The sequence below is a fragment of the Leucobacter triazinivorans genome, assembly GCF_004208635.1.
GTDB lineage: Bacteria > Actinomycetota > Actinomycetes > Actinomycetales > Microbacteriaceae > Leucobacter > Leucobacter triazinivorans.
In genome coordinates, this window is record NZ_CP035806.1 from 1,065,935 (window position 1) to 1,082,945 (window position 17,011).

Annotated in this window: 12 protein-coding genes; 8 read left to right on the forward strand and 4 right to left on the reverse strand. The window is 57.8% G+C overall.

Translation table 11 applies throughout. The features are described from left to right. The first annotated feature begins 12 nt into the window (after positions 1-12). Positions 13-2,355: a transketolase-like TK C-terminal-containing protein gene (locus EVS81_RS04920; protein ID WP_130109394.1), complete on the forward strand. Its 2,343-nt coding sequence runs from the start codon at positions 13-15 to the stop codon at positions 2,353-2,355. Between the two features lie 143 nt (positions 2,356-2,498). Next, complete coding sequence (locus tag EVS81_RS04925; RefSeq protein WP_240740049.1) at positions 2,499-3,620, forward strand: pyridoxal phosphate-dependent aminotransferase; 1,122 nt, start codon at positions 2,499-2,501, stop codon at positions 3,618-3,620. Between the two features lie 53 nt (positions 3,621-3,673). On the opposite strand, the gene EVS81_RS04930 is transcribed toward EVS81_RS04925, so the two are convergent. From EVS81_RS04930 to EVS81_RS04945, 4 genes are all read right to left on the reverse strand, one after another. Beyond that, a complete protein-coding gene (locus EVS81_RS04930) occupies positions 3,674-5,479 on the reverse strand; it encodes a helix-turn-helix domain-containing protein (RefSeq protein WP_130109396.1) in 1,806 nt (601 codons plus the stop codon). Between the two features lie 194 nt (positions 5,480-5,673). Further along, positions 5,674-6,801 (reverse strand): alanine dehydrogenase, encoded by a 1,128-nt coding sequence (gene ald / locus EVS81_RS04935; protein ID WP_130109397.1) that lies wholly within the window; start codon positions 6,799-6,801, stop codon positions 5,674-5,676. 119 nt (positions 6,802-6,920) lie between these two features. Next, a complete protein-coding gene (locus EVS81_RS04940; RefSeq protein ID WP_130109398.1) occupies positions 6,921-8,552 on the reverse strand; it encodes a diflavin oxidoreductase in 1,632 nt (543 codons plus the stop codon). Between the two features lie 52 nt (positions 8,553-8,604). Then, positions 8,605-9,975 (reverse strand): aldehyde dehydrogenase family protein, encoded by a 1,371-nt coding sequence (locus EVS81_RS04945; RefSeq protein WP_130109399.1) that lies wholly within the window; start codon positions 9,973-9,975, stop codon positions 8,605-8,607. A 421-nt stretch (positions 9,976-10,396) separates the two neighbouring features. Between EVS81_RS04945 and EVS81_RS04950 the strand changes: the two genes are divergently transcribed. From EVS81_RS04950 to EVS81_RS04975, 6 genes are all read left to right on the forward strand, one after another. Beyond that, positions 10,397-11,899 (forward strand): APC family permease, encoded by a 1,503-nt coding sequence (locus EVS81_RS04950; protein WP_130109400.1) that lies wholly within the window; start codon positions 10,397-10,399, stop codon positions 11,897-11,899. 110 nt (positions 11,900-12,009) lie between these two features. Beyond that, on the forward strand, positions 12,010-12,795 hold the full coding sequence (locus EVS81_RS04955; RefSeq protein WP_240739968.1) for a type 1 glutamine amidotransferase: 786 nt from the start codon (positions 12,010-12,012) through the stop codon (positions 12,793-12,795). A gap of 110 nt (positions 12,796-12,905) precedes the next feature. Continuing rightward, on the forward strand, positions 12,906-14,294 hold the full coding sequence (locus EVS81_RS04960) for a glutamine synthetase family protein (RefSeq protein ID WP_130109402.1): 1,389 nt from the start codon (positions 12,906-12,908) through the stop codon (positions 14,292-14,294). Positions 14,295-14,351: 57 nt separating this feature from the next. Continuing rightward, entirely contained in the window at positions 14,352-15,113 is a 762-nt protein-coding gene (locus EVS81_RS04965) for an SDR family NAD(P)-dependent oxidoreductase (RefSeq protein ID WP_130109403.1), read from the forward strand. Position 15,114: 1 nt separating this feature from the next. After that, positions 15,115-15,822 carry a gamma-glutamyl-gamma-aminobutyrate hydrolase family protein gene (locus tag EVS81_RS04970; protein ID WP_130109404.1) on the forward strand — a complete coding sequence of 236 codons (708 nt, stop codon included), beginning with the start codon at positions 15,115-15,117 and terminating at the stop codon, positions 15,820-15,822. A 2-nt stretch (positions 15,823-15,824) separates the two neighbouring features. Further along, positions 15,825-17,006, forward strand: coding sequence for a cytochrome P450 (locus EVS81_RS04975; RefSeq protein WP_130109405.1), 1,182 nt, complete (start codon positions 15,825-15,827; stop codon positions 17,004-17,006). The last annotated feature ends 5 nt before the right edge of the window (positions 17,007-17,011 follow it).

The following is a 17,011-nucleotide window of genomic DNA, read 5'->3' on the forward strand; positions in this document are numbered from 1 at the left end:
TGTAATAGGAGAATGAAACTCCTCCCTCGGAATCTTGAGTCACAGGCGCCATCAGTGCGTGTCGATATCGATGCTCTGCGACGTATCGCGGATCGCGTCCGATGGATCTCCACAGCGATAGTCGATCATGCGAATCGCGTGCGCCCGAATCCATCCGGCGTAAAGGTCGGTGGACATCAAGCATCGTCAGCATCAATGGTCGAAATCATGGTTGCCCTATGGTTCCATGCGTTGCATCGTGACGATCGGATCTCCGTGAAGCCTCATGCCTCGCCGGTGTTACACGCAATCAATTACCTGCTCGGCGATCTCGATGAGCAGTATTTGACAACGTTGAGAGAGATGGGTGGTCTTCAGAGCTATCCGAGTCGCGTCAAGGATCCTGGAACCGTTGATTTCTCAACTGGTTCAGTCGGGATCGGGGCGACGGCACCGATTTGGGCTGCACTCACGCATAGGTATCTGGCGTCGCATGACCGGCGGATGCCATCGGCGAACCGCTTTATCAGTTTGGTGGGCGATGCGGAACTCGATGAAGGGGCGGTCTGGGAGGCGCTGGGTGACCCAATGGTTTCAAATCTTGGCGAGGTGCTTTGGGTTGTCGATCTCAATCGTCAATCACTCGACCGGGTGGTACCCGACATTCAGATCGAGCGCCTGCAGTCCATGTTTGAGGCGCTTGGGTGGGAAACGATCACGCTGAAGTGGGGCAAAACAGTCGCTGAAGTGTATGAGCGTGCCGGCGGACAGGCTCTCCGTGAACGCCTCGAGTCAATGAGTAACGAAGAATATCAGCGCATGCTCCGAGCTGAGCCAAGTGATGTGCGTACGCGCCTGCTCGGCGTTTCCCCTTCAAGTGATCTCCGCACGCTTCTTGAAGCGATCTCCGATTCCGAACTCGCGGCGCTGATTCGAGATCTTGGCGGTCATGACCTCGAGCTGCTGTTGGAGACCTTTGATGGGATAGCTACTGACAGGCCGACCGTCGTCTTCGCCTACACGGTGAAGGGACGAGCCCTGCCCATCGAGGGCCACCCGGCGAATCACTCCGCTCTGCTCACCGAGATGCAGATGCAGCAACTCGCTGAGTTGCACGGTATGTCGCTGGAGCATCCCTGGCAGAGATTCGAGCCAGAGAGTCCGGAGGGTGCAGTGTGCGCGCGACGCGCCCGCGAACTTCGTCGTGAGACCGTGCTGCCAAGTACACCATTCCCAGAGGTGCAACTGCCTCTGCGTGTCCCCGCGGCACCGGTCTCGACTCAAGCCGCACTCGGACGATTGCTCAGCGCACTACGTCACGACGCACCCGAGATTGCCGAGCGCATCGTGACGTGCAGCCCTGATGTGGCCTCGAGCACCAATCTGGGTGGCTGGATCAACAAAGCAGGGGTGTGGTCTGCTCACCAGCGACCCGATTGGTTCGCAGACGATCCTGGACGCGTTCTCCGTTGGCGCGAAATTGAGCAGGGCCAGCATATCGAGCTCGGCATTGCAGAGGTCAATCTCGTCAGTCTTCTCGGCGAACTCGGCACCGCCTGGAGCCGCTGGGGCACCCCGCTGATCCCGATCGGAGTGCTCTACGACCCATTCGTCTCACGCGCCCTTGAACCCTGGTCTTATGGCATCTATGCGGGTGGACACTCGATCCTTGTGGGTACTCCTTCGGGCGTGACGCTCGCGCCGGAGGGTGGTGCTCATCAATCGATCTCCACTCCCTCCATCGGGCTCGAACAACCCGATTGCATTGCGTGGGAGCCGGCATTTGCGGTTGATCTCGAATGGTGCATGCTGCATGCCATGTCGAGGGTTGGTGTGCCAGGCGGCACCTCCTCCTACTTCCGTCTCTCGACACGCCCTATCGACCAACAGCTCGCACGGATCCCAACAGAGAAGTTGTTCCTGGAACGCCGTCGGAAACATGCCATCGCAGGAGGGTATCGGATCACGGATCACGATCCAGCACACGATGACCTCACGCTCGTCGGCGTCGGCGCTCTCATGCCCGAGGTACTCGCTGCAGCGGAGACGCTCGCAGAGGCTGGAATACAGGCCGGAGTGGTGTGCCTGACGAGCCCGGACCTTCTGTTCCGCTCAATGCAGCACCGGAGAAGCACGGAAGCGACGCATGGCTCCGATATCGCTTCACTACTCTTCCCCAAGCACGCACCCGCGCCGATTGTCACTGTGCACGATGGCCACCCTCACACGCTCGCGTTCCTCGCAGGTATTCGAGGCGACCGCATCCGGTGCCTTGGCGTGACGAGTTTCGGTCAATCGTCGAGTCTTCCCGATGCATACCAGCTCCATGGTATTGATGCTGCATCGATCGTCACGGCAGCCTTGGATCTCATCTAGATTGACGTGAGGGAAGAATGAATCAGAAACTACATCACGATCCCTTGGACTGCCCGAACAACAGCAACGACACAAGCCAATTCGAGTCACGATTGGCCCCCTTCAGTTCATCTACGCGGTCAAGGATCCCGGCGTTCGAAGTCATGCGGATTACCGAGGACATTGGAAGTCGTCGTCTCGCGGGGCAGGACATCGTGTCGCTTTGTGCGGGTGAGCCCAAACCGCGACCTGCACCTTCGCGGCTGAAGGCCGCCGGTTACACGGGGCCCCTTGGTTTGATGTCCCTACGTGAAGCAATCTGCGAGCACTACCGCGACTGGTACGACATTGAACTAGAGCCTCGCACTGTCGCGCTCACGACAGGATCATCGGGTGCGTTCTTGCTCGCCTTCCTTGCAGCATTTGACGCAGGTCATCGTGTGGCTCTTGCGGTCCCCGGGTATCCGGCTTACCGGAATATCCTCCGGACGCTCGGCGTAGAGGTGGTGGAGATCACGACCGGTCCGAGCACCCGCTATCAACCGACCCCAGAAATGCTCGAAAAGGCGGTCTCCGAGGGCGGCCATATCGATGGATTGATCCTGGCGTCACCCGCGAATCCGACTGGCACCATGTTGAGTCGAGTAGAATTGAGCGCGCTCGTTGAGTGGTGCAGAAAGCGCGGCACACGTGTCATTAGCGACGAGCTTTATCACGGGATTACTTTTCCAGAATCTGAGGATGCCGATTCGCGCGGTGTCACAGCCAGAGAGCTGGATGCCGATGCAATAGTGATTAATTCTTTCTCGAAATACTGGGGAATGACCGGCTGGCGACTCGGATGGGCGATCCTGCCGGAGGATCTCCTTGGGAGCTTTGAAGCCCTTGCATCAAACTTCGCGCTCTCGCCCCCGACGCCGGCTCAAGAGTTCGCACTTTCTGCATTCACGCCGGAATGCTACGCGGAGCGGGATGCGATACTCGCTGAGTTCGCCCGTGCACGGCGCTTGCTGCTTGATGAGGAGGCCCAGCTGAACTGGGGACCTTCGGCACCATCCGAGGGAGCCTTCTACTACTACTCAGACCTCGGCTCACAATGTGAACGTTTCGGAGACTCCGTCAGCTACTCTCGTGCTCTTTTGGATAAGACTGGGGTGGCCGTAGTTCCAGGGATTGACTTCGACCCTCAAGCTGGTGGGCGCAGTGTGCGGCTATCGTATGCGGCAGGAGTAGACGCGGTGGCAGACGCACTCGAACGTATTGTCCGGTTTCAAAACCGAGGATGACGTGCAGGAACGCGCCTTTTGAAGTATCAAACCGTGGACCTTCTGGATGAGCCTCAGTATTGGGATTCTGGTGACTCCACCTCCAAGTTTCTCGGGGTTGTTGTTCTGAACGAGCCTTGGAGAAGGTCCAGCTTCAGTAAGCGGACTGCAAGCAACATTTCTGGCCAGTGACTCGACTGGTCGAATTCCCGACCGGATAGTGCATGGATTCGCCCCAGACGTTGCCTGAGCGTATTCCGATGAATGAATAGAGCGTCGGCGGTGCTAGCTGCGGATCCGCCATGCAGTGCGTAAGCTTCAAGGGTCTCAAGTAGATGGGTGCCAAATTGTGCATCGTGCAGAGCTACTGGTGTGAGTTCGCCGTGTAGCCCCTGTATTTCTGGCGCAAGGTCATTGATGAGACGCGGGAGCTCAAAGACGAGCCGGATGGAGTCGTAGTCGACGACTTGAGGCGCTCTTCTGGTCGATGAGAAACTCGCCCATGCCAATGCTGTACGTGCCTGATAGAGGGACGTCCTGACACTTATGGTCTCGTTTGTAGCTTGCCCTATCCCTACATCCGCACTGAGCCCAACTCTCGCCTCCAGATCACTGATCCAATCTGTAACTCGGGAGGTGATTTCATGGGATCTTATGAGCTTTTCGTTCTGCACAAGTAATACGACAAGTGTCCCTGATTGAGTGATCAGCGTGTCAGGACCAAGATCCAAGTAAGCACTCTCTTGAATGAGACGTCCAAATGTTTCAAGATCAGACCCTATGCGCTTCACTTGAACAAGAATGGGTGCGAACACCCCGCCCCTCCAGCCGAGGAACTTCAAGCTCTCTTGAATTTGCTCCTCTCGATCGGAGGCCAAGAGCGCCACCAACTGTGCGGCACCACTCGGAACGCTGCCCATATTGCCGACAAGGACACCCACTTGGGTAGCAAGAATGCCGAGACGAGTGATATCTTCCTGGGTGAACTTTCTTCGGGAGTAGCAGGTCAACGCACCACGTGCGATGCCAAATCCGAGCGACGAAGATATGTGGTCGTAGCCCGCATGCTCGTAGCGCTGTTCCGTTTCTCGCGCGACCTGTTTCGAGTGGGTGAGCCAAACCCTGGGCTCCTCGACTGCTTCAGCTGTTCTTTCGGCTACAGCGATAGGTTCCGACGTCGGAGCAATCCAACTCGTGTAGTCGATGATGCAAGCGTCTGCATCGAGAAGAGTAAGGATTCGTTTTGCTGACTCTCGAATAGCCGCAGGAAGGGAGGAACTGGAGGCAGGTGGAAGATCGGAGAGAAACCGTGCCGTAGCAGACTGCAGTTCCAGCTCTCGGACGGTTTCGGCGCGCTTGAGGCCGCTGCCGAGCAACAGCCCAACCTCTTCAGAGATTGCGAGTTCCTCCTGCCCGAACGTTCGATCATCGGAAGAGTACATCGCGAACACTCCGTACAGCAGGGCGTCGTCGAAGATCGGCACAACCAGCACTGATGAATAATCATTCTCATCAACACCGTCAACGGCCATGAACCTTGGGTCCGTCATCGGGCTTTCATTGATGAGTACCGGCTTTCGGTGGAGCGCGCTCCAGCCAGTAATCCCTTCTCCTAGACGGATCTGGATGCTTCCCAGAGTCAGCGCCAAATCAATGCGGGTAACTGTACGAAGGACAAGGCGCTCCGTATCGGGATCCCAAAAGTATACGAACACACTTTTCGCCCCTGTAGCATCGGCCACCAGCTCGACTGCTGCTTCCGCGAGTCCGACGGGATCCTTTCCTGATGAGAAAAGTCGGACGAGCTCTGCAAGCACCTCGCCTCGAAGCTGCGGAAAATCGGCTCGAAATAGAGAGCGGGATTGGTCGGATTCTCCCATGCTTCCGCCTTTCTCGTCGTTGAGTGAGGACTTCACACCGAGCCAAGAGCTGCTCGCTGCCTCCAGACGGCACGATTCTTCACTCGGGTTCTATCCCCATTGCCACCACAATCGTCTCATGGTTCCAGGCGATCAAACGACTAAGCGAAAGTCACCGCCGCCCAGGCAACGAGACGTAATTCAGGACCTTCACGTCACGACAATGCGCTTTCGATGATCGCTGTGTATGGCGCATGCTTCAGTCCCGGGAAAGCATCATGCACACCCTGGTTGGTGATGACGCCCTCGTGCGCGTTCAGGCCTTTAGCCAGCGCCTCGTCACCGGCCAGCGCCTGAGCCCACCCCTTGTCGGCGAGCGCCACCACGTAGGGCAGGGTCGCGTTCGTGAGCGCGGCCGTCGAAGTCTCGGGCACGGCGCCCGGCATGTTCGCGACGCAGTAGTAGATCGAGTTGTGCACCTGGAAGGTGGGGTCGTCGTGCGTGGTGGGGCGCGAGTTCTCGAAGCAGCCGCCCTGGTCGATGGCGATGTCGACGAGCACCGAGCCCGGCTTCATCTGCGCGACCATCTCGTCGGTGACGAGCTTGGGGGCCTTCTCACCCGGGATCAGCACGGAGCCGATGACGAGATCCGCGTCGCGCAGCGCCTCGGTGATGTTGTGCGCGTTCGAGGTGCGGGTCTGGATGCGGCCGTTGAACTCGTCCTCGAGCTGCTTGAGGCGGGGGATGAAGATGTCGATGACGGTGACCTCGGCGCCCATGCCGTAGGCGATGCGCGCGGCCTGCTCGCCGGCCGCGCCGCCTCCGATGACCACGACCTTGCCGCGACGGGTCGCGGTGACGCCGCCGAGCAGCACGCCGCGGCCGCCGTTGGCCTTCATCAGCGAGTAGGCGCCGACCTGCACCGAGAGGCGCCCGGCGACCTCGCTCATGGGGGCGAGCAGCGGCAGCGCGCGACCGACCTGTACGGTCTCGTAGGCGATGGCGGTGGTGCCCGAAGCGAGCACGGCCTCGGTGAGGGTCTTGTCGGCGGCGAGGTGCAGGTAGGTGAAGAGCACCTGGCCCTTGCGCATCTTCGCGTACTCGGCCACGATGGGTTCCTTGACCTTGAGGATCATGTCGGCCTGCGCCCACACGTCGTCGGCACCATCGATGATCTTCGCGCCGGCGGCCGCGTAGTCGGCGTCGGTGATCGCCGAGCCGAGGCCGGCGCCGGCCTGCACGAGCACGTCGTGGCCGCGGCGCTTGAGCTCGTAGACGCCGGCTTCGGTGATGGCGACGCGGTTCTCGTTGTTCTTAATCTCGGTGGGAATACCGACACGCATGATTTGCTTCCTATATCTCTATGTCTGTGAGGAATGTGAAATGGTGAAGTGAAAAGGCTGCTGAGAAATCGTAAGAGATCCTGGTTACAGCCAGGGGGCGGGAAAACCTGAAGTAATTCTTAGTACACGTCTTTGGCGTATCGGCCTGATTGCTTCAACTTTTCGAGCGCAGCGACCCCAGCGTCACGGGACTCTCCGGGAGGTGCGAGAACTTCGAGTAGTGCATTCTCGACATCGCGTGCCATCCGGTTCTTATCCCCACATATGTAAATATGCGCTCCGCGATCAATCCATTTGCGCAGTTCCGCAGCTTCGGACAAGATTTCGTGCTGAACGTAATGCTTATGCATCTGGTCGCGGGAGAAGGCGAGGCTGAGTTTCGTTAGAACCCCGGAGGCCTGCCATTCGCTCAGCCGATCACCGTAGAGCCAATCCGATTCGCGGTGCTGATCACCGAAGAACAACCACGCCTCGTTAGCCTTGTCCCGGGTGGAAAGCTCCTGAAGGAATCCGATAAACGGCGCTACTCCAACCCCTGGACCGATCATGATAACCGGCGATTCATCGGTAGGAAGTCGAAAATCGTGGGCCACGACTCGCCGAATAGAGATCTCTGATCCATCTGGCAGACCCTCGAGAAACGAGGTCCCGGCTCCGACATGTACCCGGCCCTCACGTGTGTAGCTGATTGAGGAGACCGTGAGACTCAGCCGAGACGTATTGATTGCAGGGCTAGACGCAATAGAGTAAGAACGGCTTTGCAGGGGCCGCAAGGTATCAACGATCTTCTGCGCCGCTGTTCCTCCAAAACCAAGTTCGTTCACCACGTCAAGGACATCACGCCCCCAGAGCCAGGCATCAATCTCGTGACGATCCCCTGCGTCGAGGAGGTTTCGGATCTGATCTGCTGCTTCAGAAGAGGTGATACTGGTGATCAGCGTATTGATCATGCCGATATGAGGCAGTCGAAGCTCAAGACGTTCCCGTAGAGCGGTCGAGAAGGGCAATTCTTCGTCCCCGATACGAACGGTTTCTGCAGCGGGAAAGGCTCGAAGCCACTCCTCGACAAGTTGTTCGCTGTTCCGAGGGCGGATATCGATCGAGTCTCCCGCCGAATACGCGAACCCGTCGGGAAGGTCGATGTCGAAGTGAAGCACTCGTTTCTGCGAACCGGCTCCGGTCAAGAGCCGTCGACCCGCGAGCTTCGCGTGATGCCATTCTTCGGGCGCGCTGGTGAAGAGCGAAGCGACCTCGGAGTCGACCTCTACGGAGTTCAAAGGAGACCAGGCAGTGATTTCAGGAATTGAAGCAAGCAGTTTCTTTACCCACGCACCTGACGTCATGTCATAGTCGACATCGCAGTCGATTCGTTCCTGCATCCGAACGCCGCCGAGGGCACTGAGACGCGCGTCGAAATCCTGCCCAGCCTTGCAGAAATCGTCATACATCGAATCACCGATTGACAGAACCGCGTATGGTAGATCCGCGTATTGGCTCTCCCCGCAGGACTGTAACCATTGCCAAAACGCATCGGCATTGTCAGGCATGTGCCCGTTGTCATGCGTAGAGGTCACGATCAGTAGTCGCTGCCAGGAAAGGTTGCCACCTTCGAGCGCATCGTTCAGCGTCAGCAACTCGGTTTGGAGGCCGGCTTTCTTTGCCGACTCATGAATGTTGTAAGCGAGGAACTCGGCGTTTCCGGTTTGGCTGCCGTAGAGAATCGTGAGATCTGCTTGAGAAAGTTCTGTCATCGTTATCCGCGTATCGGTCGTGGTCAAATGAATGAGGTGCTCCCGAGACTGGTCATGCGCCGGTCTTCACGAACACGGTTTTCAGCTCCGTGTAGCCGATAAGCCCCTCCAGGCCGAGTTCACGCCCGATACCTGACTGCTTGAAGCCCCCGAAGGGGGTTTGGACACGGATCGAGGAGTTTGAATTCACGGAGAGAGTTCCACTCTCGAGCTGACGAGCCACTCGAAGCGAACGGGCCACATCGCGAGTCCAGATCGATCCGCTCAGCCCATAGATCGACTGATTGGAAAGAGCAATTGCTTCATCTTCGGTATCGAATGGGATAACAACTGCAACCGGCCCGAAGATCTCATCTACTGCGGCACGGGAACGGGCGCTGGGATCGAGCACGATTTGGGGCGCCATCCAGTGACCCGGGCCTTCGAGAGATTCACCGCGATACAGGTAGTCAAGTTGAGGCTCGAGGAAGCCTTCAACAGTTTCCTTATGATCAGCAGAAACCAAGGGTCCGAGATCTGTGGTTTCTTGGCTCGGATCGCCTACCCGAAGAGTGCGTGTGGCAGCCACAAATCCATCGATGAAGTCATCGAGTACGGACCGCTCCACAAGGATTCGACTGCGTGCGCAGCAGTCTTGCCCTGAGTTATCGAACACCGCCCACGGTGCTGCCGCAGCTGCAGCTTGGACGTCCGAATCTGCAAATACCAGATTTGCTGATTTCCCACCAAGCTCCAGGGTCACTCGCTTCAGAGTGGTTGCACTCGCCCGGAGAATGGATTGGCCGACTTCGGTTGAACCAGTGAAACATACCTTGCCGACCCGCGGATCATTAATCAGAGCAGCCCCGACCGAAGAGCCGCCGCCAGTGACAACCTGGAAGAGGCCATCGATAGGGGAGATTTCATCGATGAGTTCTCCGAGGCGACGGGTGGACAAAGGGGTAAGCGATGCAGGTTTCACGATTACAGAGTTCCCGGCCGCTAGTGCCGGCGCGATGTTCCACGACGCGATCGGAAGTGGAAAGTTCCAAGGTGTGATGACTCCGACGACGCCAATGGGCTCGTGGAAGGTGAAACTCATACCGTCGTCAAGGCTGATGGTGTCACCATGAACTTTGTCGATCGCGCCTGAATAGTAGCGGAAACAGGAGGCAACTCCTGCAACCTCGGCACGTGCGGCCCGGATTGGCTTGCCCACATCCGTTGATTCGAGCAGTGCCAGTTCTTCGAGATTTGCCTCCACCGTGTCAGCAATCCGGGAAAGGAATCCTTGACGTTCAGCAAGGCCGAGAGCACGCCACTTTCGCTGCGCTGACTCTGCTCTGGAGATCACCTCCGCTACCTCTTCAGAGCTAAAAGAACGTACCTCTGCTACCAACTGCTCAGTGGCCGGATTCCAAACGTCGATGGTTGGGGAAGTCATCCAGGTTTCTCCTATGAATTGGGACATGAAAAGCGAGAGGGCCACGACAAGTGGGGTCCGGCCGAGCGAGATGCCCAGACCTCACGAAGGTGAACTCCTACCGGAACTATTCCCTAGCCGATACAGCGCAAGTGAGTGCGAAAGGCACTATGCATCTGGTCGAGATGTGCGGTATGCACATTGGGGTCGAGATGGCCTGGAGGACAATCAACTCGATCCAGTACTCAAGGGAATCGGCCGACGCAGATATGCGAAGTGAACATCGTCATCGACGATTGTGTTCACATTGCACGCCCCAGGTCGCGCAGGCTGAGATTTGCTGATTCCGCATCCTTGAGTTTCCGAGTCGGGGTGTCGAAGGAGCGAACCCCATGGAGGGACTCGTGTCGAATTCGTCAGTTTCAAAGGAGAGACACACACAATGACCACAGTCGAAACAGCAGATCGGGGCGCTACACCGCAAGCTTCGACCAAACTGCTGAAGAACTCCATCAGGTTCTTCACCATCGTGCTTATGGTGACAGCCGCAGCGGCTCCGCTTGTCGTGGTGTCAACATACATCCCGCTTTCGCTGGCCTTCGGAGCTGGGATGACTATCCCGCTAACGTATCTCACTGCGACACTGATTCTGCTCGTCTTCACGGTTGGCTTTGCGCAGATGGCGAAGCGGATCACCGCAAGTGGCGCCTTCTACAATTTCATCACCCAGGGTCTGGGAAAGCCGGTGGGCCTCGGTGCGGGAATGACCGTGATGATCGGCTACAGCATGATCGCTGCTGCGATTCAAGGCGGCTTCGGCTTCTTCGCAGCACAAATGCTGGAAAACTACCTCGGTGTCGTCATTCCCTGGTGGGTCTGTAGCGTGGTGTCGCTACTCCTGATGTTCGTTCTCGCGTACTTCAAGGTCACGCTAACGGGCAAGATTCTGGGCATTGCGCTCGGGCTTGAAGTCCTTATCGTGTTCATTGTTGCTACGATGACCATTCTGCTCGGTGGAGCGGAAGGGCAACAGCTGCAGACATTCAATCCTCTGGGTTGGGCCGCTGCGCCGGCCGTAGGCATCGGATTCTTCTTCGCTTTCTGGTCATGGATCGGATTTGAGACCACCGCAATCTACGGGGAGGAAACCACTGATCCGAAGAAAAGCGTTCCGAGAGCTACTTACATCGCGGTAATCACCCTCGGGCTTTTCTACACTTTCGCAGCCTATGCCGCAGTCGTCGGTTTCGGTAGCGCATCAGTCGATGAGGCAAACACGCTCCTTGACCAGTACTTCTTCGTACTTGCCGATATGTACACCTGGCCCTTCATCCACGTACTCATGGACTTCCTCGTGGTCACAGGCTTCTTTGCTTGCTCGTTTGCGTTCTTCAACAATGCCGCAAGGTATCTCTTCTCCATGGGACGAGATAGGATCCTGCCGTCACGCCTTGGCCATACGCACCCAGTCCACAAATCGCCCTACATCGCAAACGGCCTTCAGGCCGTGATTGCCATCACGGTCGTATTGATCTTCGCTGTGATCGGGGCGGACCCGCTGCTGCACCTCGGCGGTTGGCTACCAATCTTCTCCACGTTGAGCATCGTCTTTGTACAGGCTCTGGTGTCGGTTGCCGTCATTCGATACTTCAATCGGGAAGGCCGCCGAACAGCAGGCGACTGGTGGAAGACCTTCGTCGCGCCCCTCATCGGAGCAATTGCGCAGGGAATCGTCATGATTCTCTTGGTGAGCAATCTCCCCTTCTTGGCAGGCTCGGAAGAGGCCGTTGTCACGCTGATCCCGCTGTACGTGGCCATCGTGTTCTTCGGCGGTCTGGCCTACGCTCTCTATCTCAGGCGTTCGCATCAGAACCGATATGCGCGTATCGGAACCGTGTACGACGAAGAGGAAATCGAAGAGATTGCTGAGCAGCAGTCCGCCTAGCCTCTTGAGCTGCTGCAGGGGTGTACCACGTTCGGTTGTACGTGGTACACCCCGTTCCGCGTAGTCAGCGTCTGAAATAAATGAGTGCACCAGGGAGGAAAGAGAGCAAATTGAATCAACAGCGCCAACCAAACGAAGCGCCCAGGGTGCTTGTTGCCCAGCCCGATCCACAGGGCGGCCCTGATCGGCTGCGAGGCTGGGCCTTACGGCACAAGATTGAACTCGATGTTCGTCCCGGAGATCATCCGGACTTGCCGTCCAACTTGGACGGCTATGCAGGTCTGATTGTTCTCGGTGGGCATATGGGAGATCGTGATACCGCCAAGTATCCCTGGCTGCAGCGACTCCGCGAACTCCTTCACGATGCTCGTTCACGTGAGCTTCCAGCCCTCGGGATCTGCCTGGGTGCTCAACTCATGGCTTCGGCATTCGGCGGACGAGTGGAACGGGGAGACCTGGGGTTCGAAGCCGGAGTGGTAATGATTCGACGCGAGGAAGAGGCTGAGTTCGATCCGATTTTCGGGCGGCTGCCGGAATTGATGTATTCCGGGGCCATGCATGGTGACGCCATTACCACTCTTCCTAAAGATGCCGTACTCCTGGCGACCGGTGAACAGTACCCCCACCAGGCGTTCAGGGTCGGCAGCTGTTGGGGAGTGCAATTTCACCCTGAAGTCAGCCCTGCACAATACGAGAAATGGGTGGAATCGCTATGTGCAGAAGATCCAGCCAACGCAGAGAGCTATCGGGAATCAATCCCAGAATTTCAGCTGCTTGACGACAAGATCGCTCGGGGATGCGCGGAGCTTGCAGGGAACTTTTTCCAGCTCTTGGGTCAGCACGATATAGCCAAGGTTGGGTTGCCGTCTCGATGCAGGGCACCCGGCCCAGAGTGACAGTATTCGTCCTGCACGGCGCGCAGCACGGTTGTGTGCGGAAAGCACACTCAACAAGTCGTCCCCTCCAATATCTTGAATCTTGTAACCACTGAATTGAAAGGTCATTCATGAACAACGGTGTTCGAAACTTCGATACGTCAACCGATCTCGAGAGGTTCTTCGAGGAAAACCAGGTACGTGTCGTCAAGCTTGGCGCTCCAGACATCGACGGAGTCTGGCGTGGGAAGCGGATCATGGCCAACTACTTTGTCGAAGCAGTAGCGCATTCCGGAACGAATATCTGCAACATCCTGTTCGGGTGGGACATTCAGGACGTTACCATTCCCGATCTCACTTACACGGGATGGCACACGGGCTATCCGGACGTGAATCTCAGGCCAGACCTCTCGACCCTGCACCTGGTTCCGAGCGAGCCAGGTACAGCGGCTGTCATCTGTGACATCCTCACAACCGACGGTGACCCCCTGCAGATTTCTCCCCGTGGTGTTCTGCGCAGAGTGATCGAACGAGCGCACCGGCACGGGTACGAGCCGATCTGCGCCTATGAGTTCGAGTTCTATCTCTTCGAAGGCACTCCACGAGAACTTGCGCGGAACGCCTATCGGGATCTTGAGCCGATCTCGGACGGCAGTCATACCTACAGTGTGTATCGGGATACCGGAACCGAACCGATCATTGGTGAGATTCGTGAACGGCTCGCTCAGGTGGGGGTCTTCATCGAAGCCAGCAACAGCGAACACGGCCCTGGCCAGTTCGAGGTGAACATCCACTACGGCACGGCGCTCGAGGCCGCCGACAGTGCATTGATCCTCAAGCACACCGTAAAGGAAGTTGCAGCCAAACACGGTTACACTGCCTCGTTCATGGCGAAGATCAAGGTCGATACCGCCGGCAGTTCTGGTCACGTTCATCAGAGTCTGGTCGCGATCGAAGATGGAAAGCCACTTTTCGCCAACCCTGAGAACGGCCTTGAGCTCAGCCCGCTCGGTGCCAGCTATCTTGCCGGTATCGTCAACCACGCTCGTGAATTGACTGCCCTCTATCTTCCTACGCCGAACTCCTACAAACGAGTTGAAGGGGGGCAGTGGGCAGGTTCAAGTGCCACCTGGGGACTCGATAACCGCACCGTGGCCATCCGATCGATTCCATCTACTGGTGCCGCTGCACGAGTCGAGAACAGGATTCCTGGCGCTGACGCGAACCCCTACCTCGTTCTCGCAGCATGCATCGCTAGCGGCATCGACGGAATCGAGAAGAAGCTGACTCCGTCAGCACCGATCGTCGGCAACGCATACGAACTCGACAGCGACGAGTCTCTCAGGCTACCCAACACACTCGAGAAGGCCATCGATGTCTTCTCCCAAAGCGAATTCGCAAAGGAGTACTTCGGAGAAGACTTCGTGCGGCACTTCTCAGAAGTCAGGCGCTGGGAGAACCACCAGGAACGAATCTCGATCACCCATTGGGAAATTGCTCGCTACCTCGAGCACATCTAAGCGGCAACGCTCGACTCGGTTTCTTTACCAAAGTTCAACCTAATAGGAGTATCTACAATGGCCCGATTTGATGGTCGATTCGCCGCCGTGACCGGTGCGGCATCCGGCAATGGACGTGCGATCGCAGAAAAGCTGCTCGCTGACGGCGCTAAGGTCGCAGCACTTGATCTCAACACTGATGCCCTCACAAACGTGTTTGGCGACAACCCGAACGTCTTGAACGTCGAGTGCAACGTCGCCGACGAGCATTCATCTCGAGCGGCAATGGAAGCGGTTTCGAAAGAGTTTCCGCGCCTGGACGTGCTCGTTAACAACGCCGGCATCGTCAAATTCGGTACGTTCGAAGAGCTTTCGGTTTCCGAATGGGATCAGGTCTTCGCAGTAAACTCAACCGGGCCCTTCATCGTGACTCAGGCTGCCTCCAAGCTGCTGCGCTCGGAGGAGGTGTCGCACACGCGAGCCGTGGTGAACATCACGTCTGTCGAAGCCCACATCGTGATTTCGAGTAGCGGGCACCCGCAAATCCACTACAACGCCTCGAAGGGCGCGCTGCTTCAACTCACCCGCGCGCTTTCGGTCGAACTGGCTCCCGCCGGGATCCGGGTGAATGCGGTGGCCCCCGGCTACATCAGAACTCCGTTCACCGCCGAAGCCCTGGAGCGGGAGGAAGTCCGTAAGTTCCTGCTCGACCGTACCCCCTTGGGCCGCATCGGTGAACCCGAGGATGTCGCGAACGGCGTCGCATTCCTCGCTTCCGATGAGGCGAGTTGGGTGACGGGTTCGACGCTCTTCGTTGACGGTGGATGGACAGTGTACTGAAATGACCGCTCCACTCATCGGGATTTCCGCTCCACGCAGTGCGGAGGAATCGGCATTCGGAATAAAAGACTCGACCTTGCAGGTGATGGAGTATGCGGATGCTGTGGTTTCCGCTGGCGGTCGTGCTGTTCTCCTGCCGTCCACGGCGCAGATCCCCGAGGATCTACTCGCAGGCATCGACGGTCTGGTGCTGAGTGGCGGCGGCGACCTGTCACCCTCTCTATTCGGTGAGGAACCGGTCGAGGCATCTTACGGTATCAGCGAGATTCGGGACGCTTATGAGACAGCGTTGGTTCTCGATGCACAGAAGCGGAAGATCCCGGTTCTTGCGATCTGCCGCGGTCTGCAACTCATCAATGTGCTGCGAGGCGGGAGCCTCCACATGCATATCGACGGACATTGGCAGACAGAGTCGGCCGATCAAGCAACGCATCGCGTCATGCCTGTGGCTGGGTCGTTCTTCTCCACCATCGTCGGCAGCGAGGCGGTCGATGTCAACAGCTACCATCACCAGGCGATCGACGTACTTGGCTCCGGGCTTACGCCAGCAGCACACGACGGATCTCTGATTGAAGCGTTCGAAGACCTGGAGAACGACATCCTGGCGGTGCAGTGGCACCCCGAGCACATGTTCGCGGTATCAGAGTCTCAACTCGCGCTATTCCGGAACCTGGTCGAACGGGCTTCCCGCAACGAAGAAAGGAAATGACCATGTCAGAGCAGAAAGAGGTTGTCGAGGATTTCGACTTCCATGGTGAAGCACTCGATGAGATATTCGAGGATTATGATGTGATGCTGAACAAGTGCCCGGTGGGCCACAGCTCCAAGTACGGCGGATTCACCTACATCGCGAAAAGCGAAGATATCTTCGCAGCAGAGCAGGATCCGGATACCTTTGCAGTGGCACCCTCGATGCTGCTGCCGTCGTTCGGCACCGATGACCCGCTCATCCCGATCGATATCGACCCCCCGACGCACGCGGGCTATCGGAAGATCCTCCTGCCGCTCTTCACCCCGATGAACATCGCCTCGCTCGAGCCCGGCATGGTTGAGACGGCGAAGCAGCTCGCTGAAGATGTCATCTCGGCGGCGGCGGACAACGACGGCGTCGCGGACGTCTCCAAGCTATTCGCCCGGCCGATGCCCACTATCGTGTTCAGCCGCCTCGCCGGCTACCCCGAAGAGGATTGGCCGAAGTTTGACCAGTGGGTCGATGACATCATTTACCGTCGCACGAAAGAGCCTGAAGTGGCCTATGCTGCCGGTGGCAAGATCACCGAGTACTTCGACGCCATGATTAAGAAGCGTGAGGCCGAAGGCGGAGAGTACAACGATCTCCTCGACAAGGTGCTGAACTCTCAGGTAGACGGGCGTGAACTCACTCATGAGGAGAAAATCTCTTACAGTTTCCTGCTCTTCCTCGCCGGACTAGACACCACCGCCTGGGCGCTGCGATCCTCGCTCTGGTACCTCGCCGGCAACCCGAAGGCGCAGCAGCAGCTCCGCGATAACCCTGATGAGATCCCGACTGCAGTCGAAGAGTTCCTCCGCACACTCTCCCCGGTACAGGCGATGGCTCGGACCTGCCTCAAGGACACGGTCGTGCAAGGCAAGGAGATCAAGGCGGGCGAACGAGTGGTGCTCGTCTTCGGAGCGGGCAACCGCGACCCGGAGGTGTACGAGGATCCGCACGACATCAAGATCGATCGTGAGGATAACCGCCACCTTGCATTCGGAGGTGGAATTCACCGCTGCCTCGGCTCGAACCTCGCCCGCAAAGAAATGGTCATTGGTCTCGAGGAATTCCTCAAGCGCGTCCCGAGCTTCGAGCACGCAGGCGGGGAAGTCTGGCACGGCGTCGGCCCTCTCACTCTCCGAATCGGAAAGGAGTAGGTGCA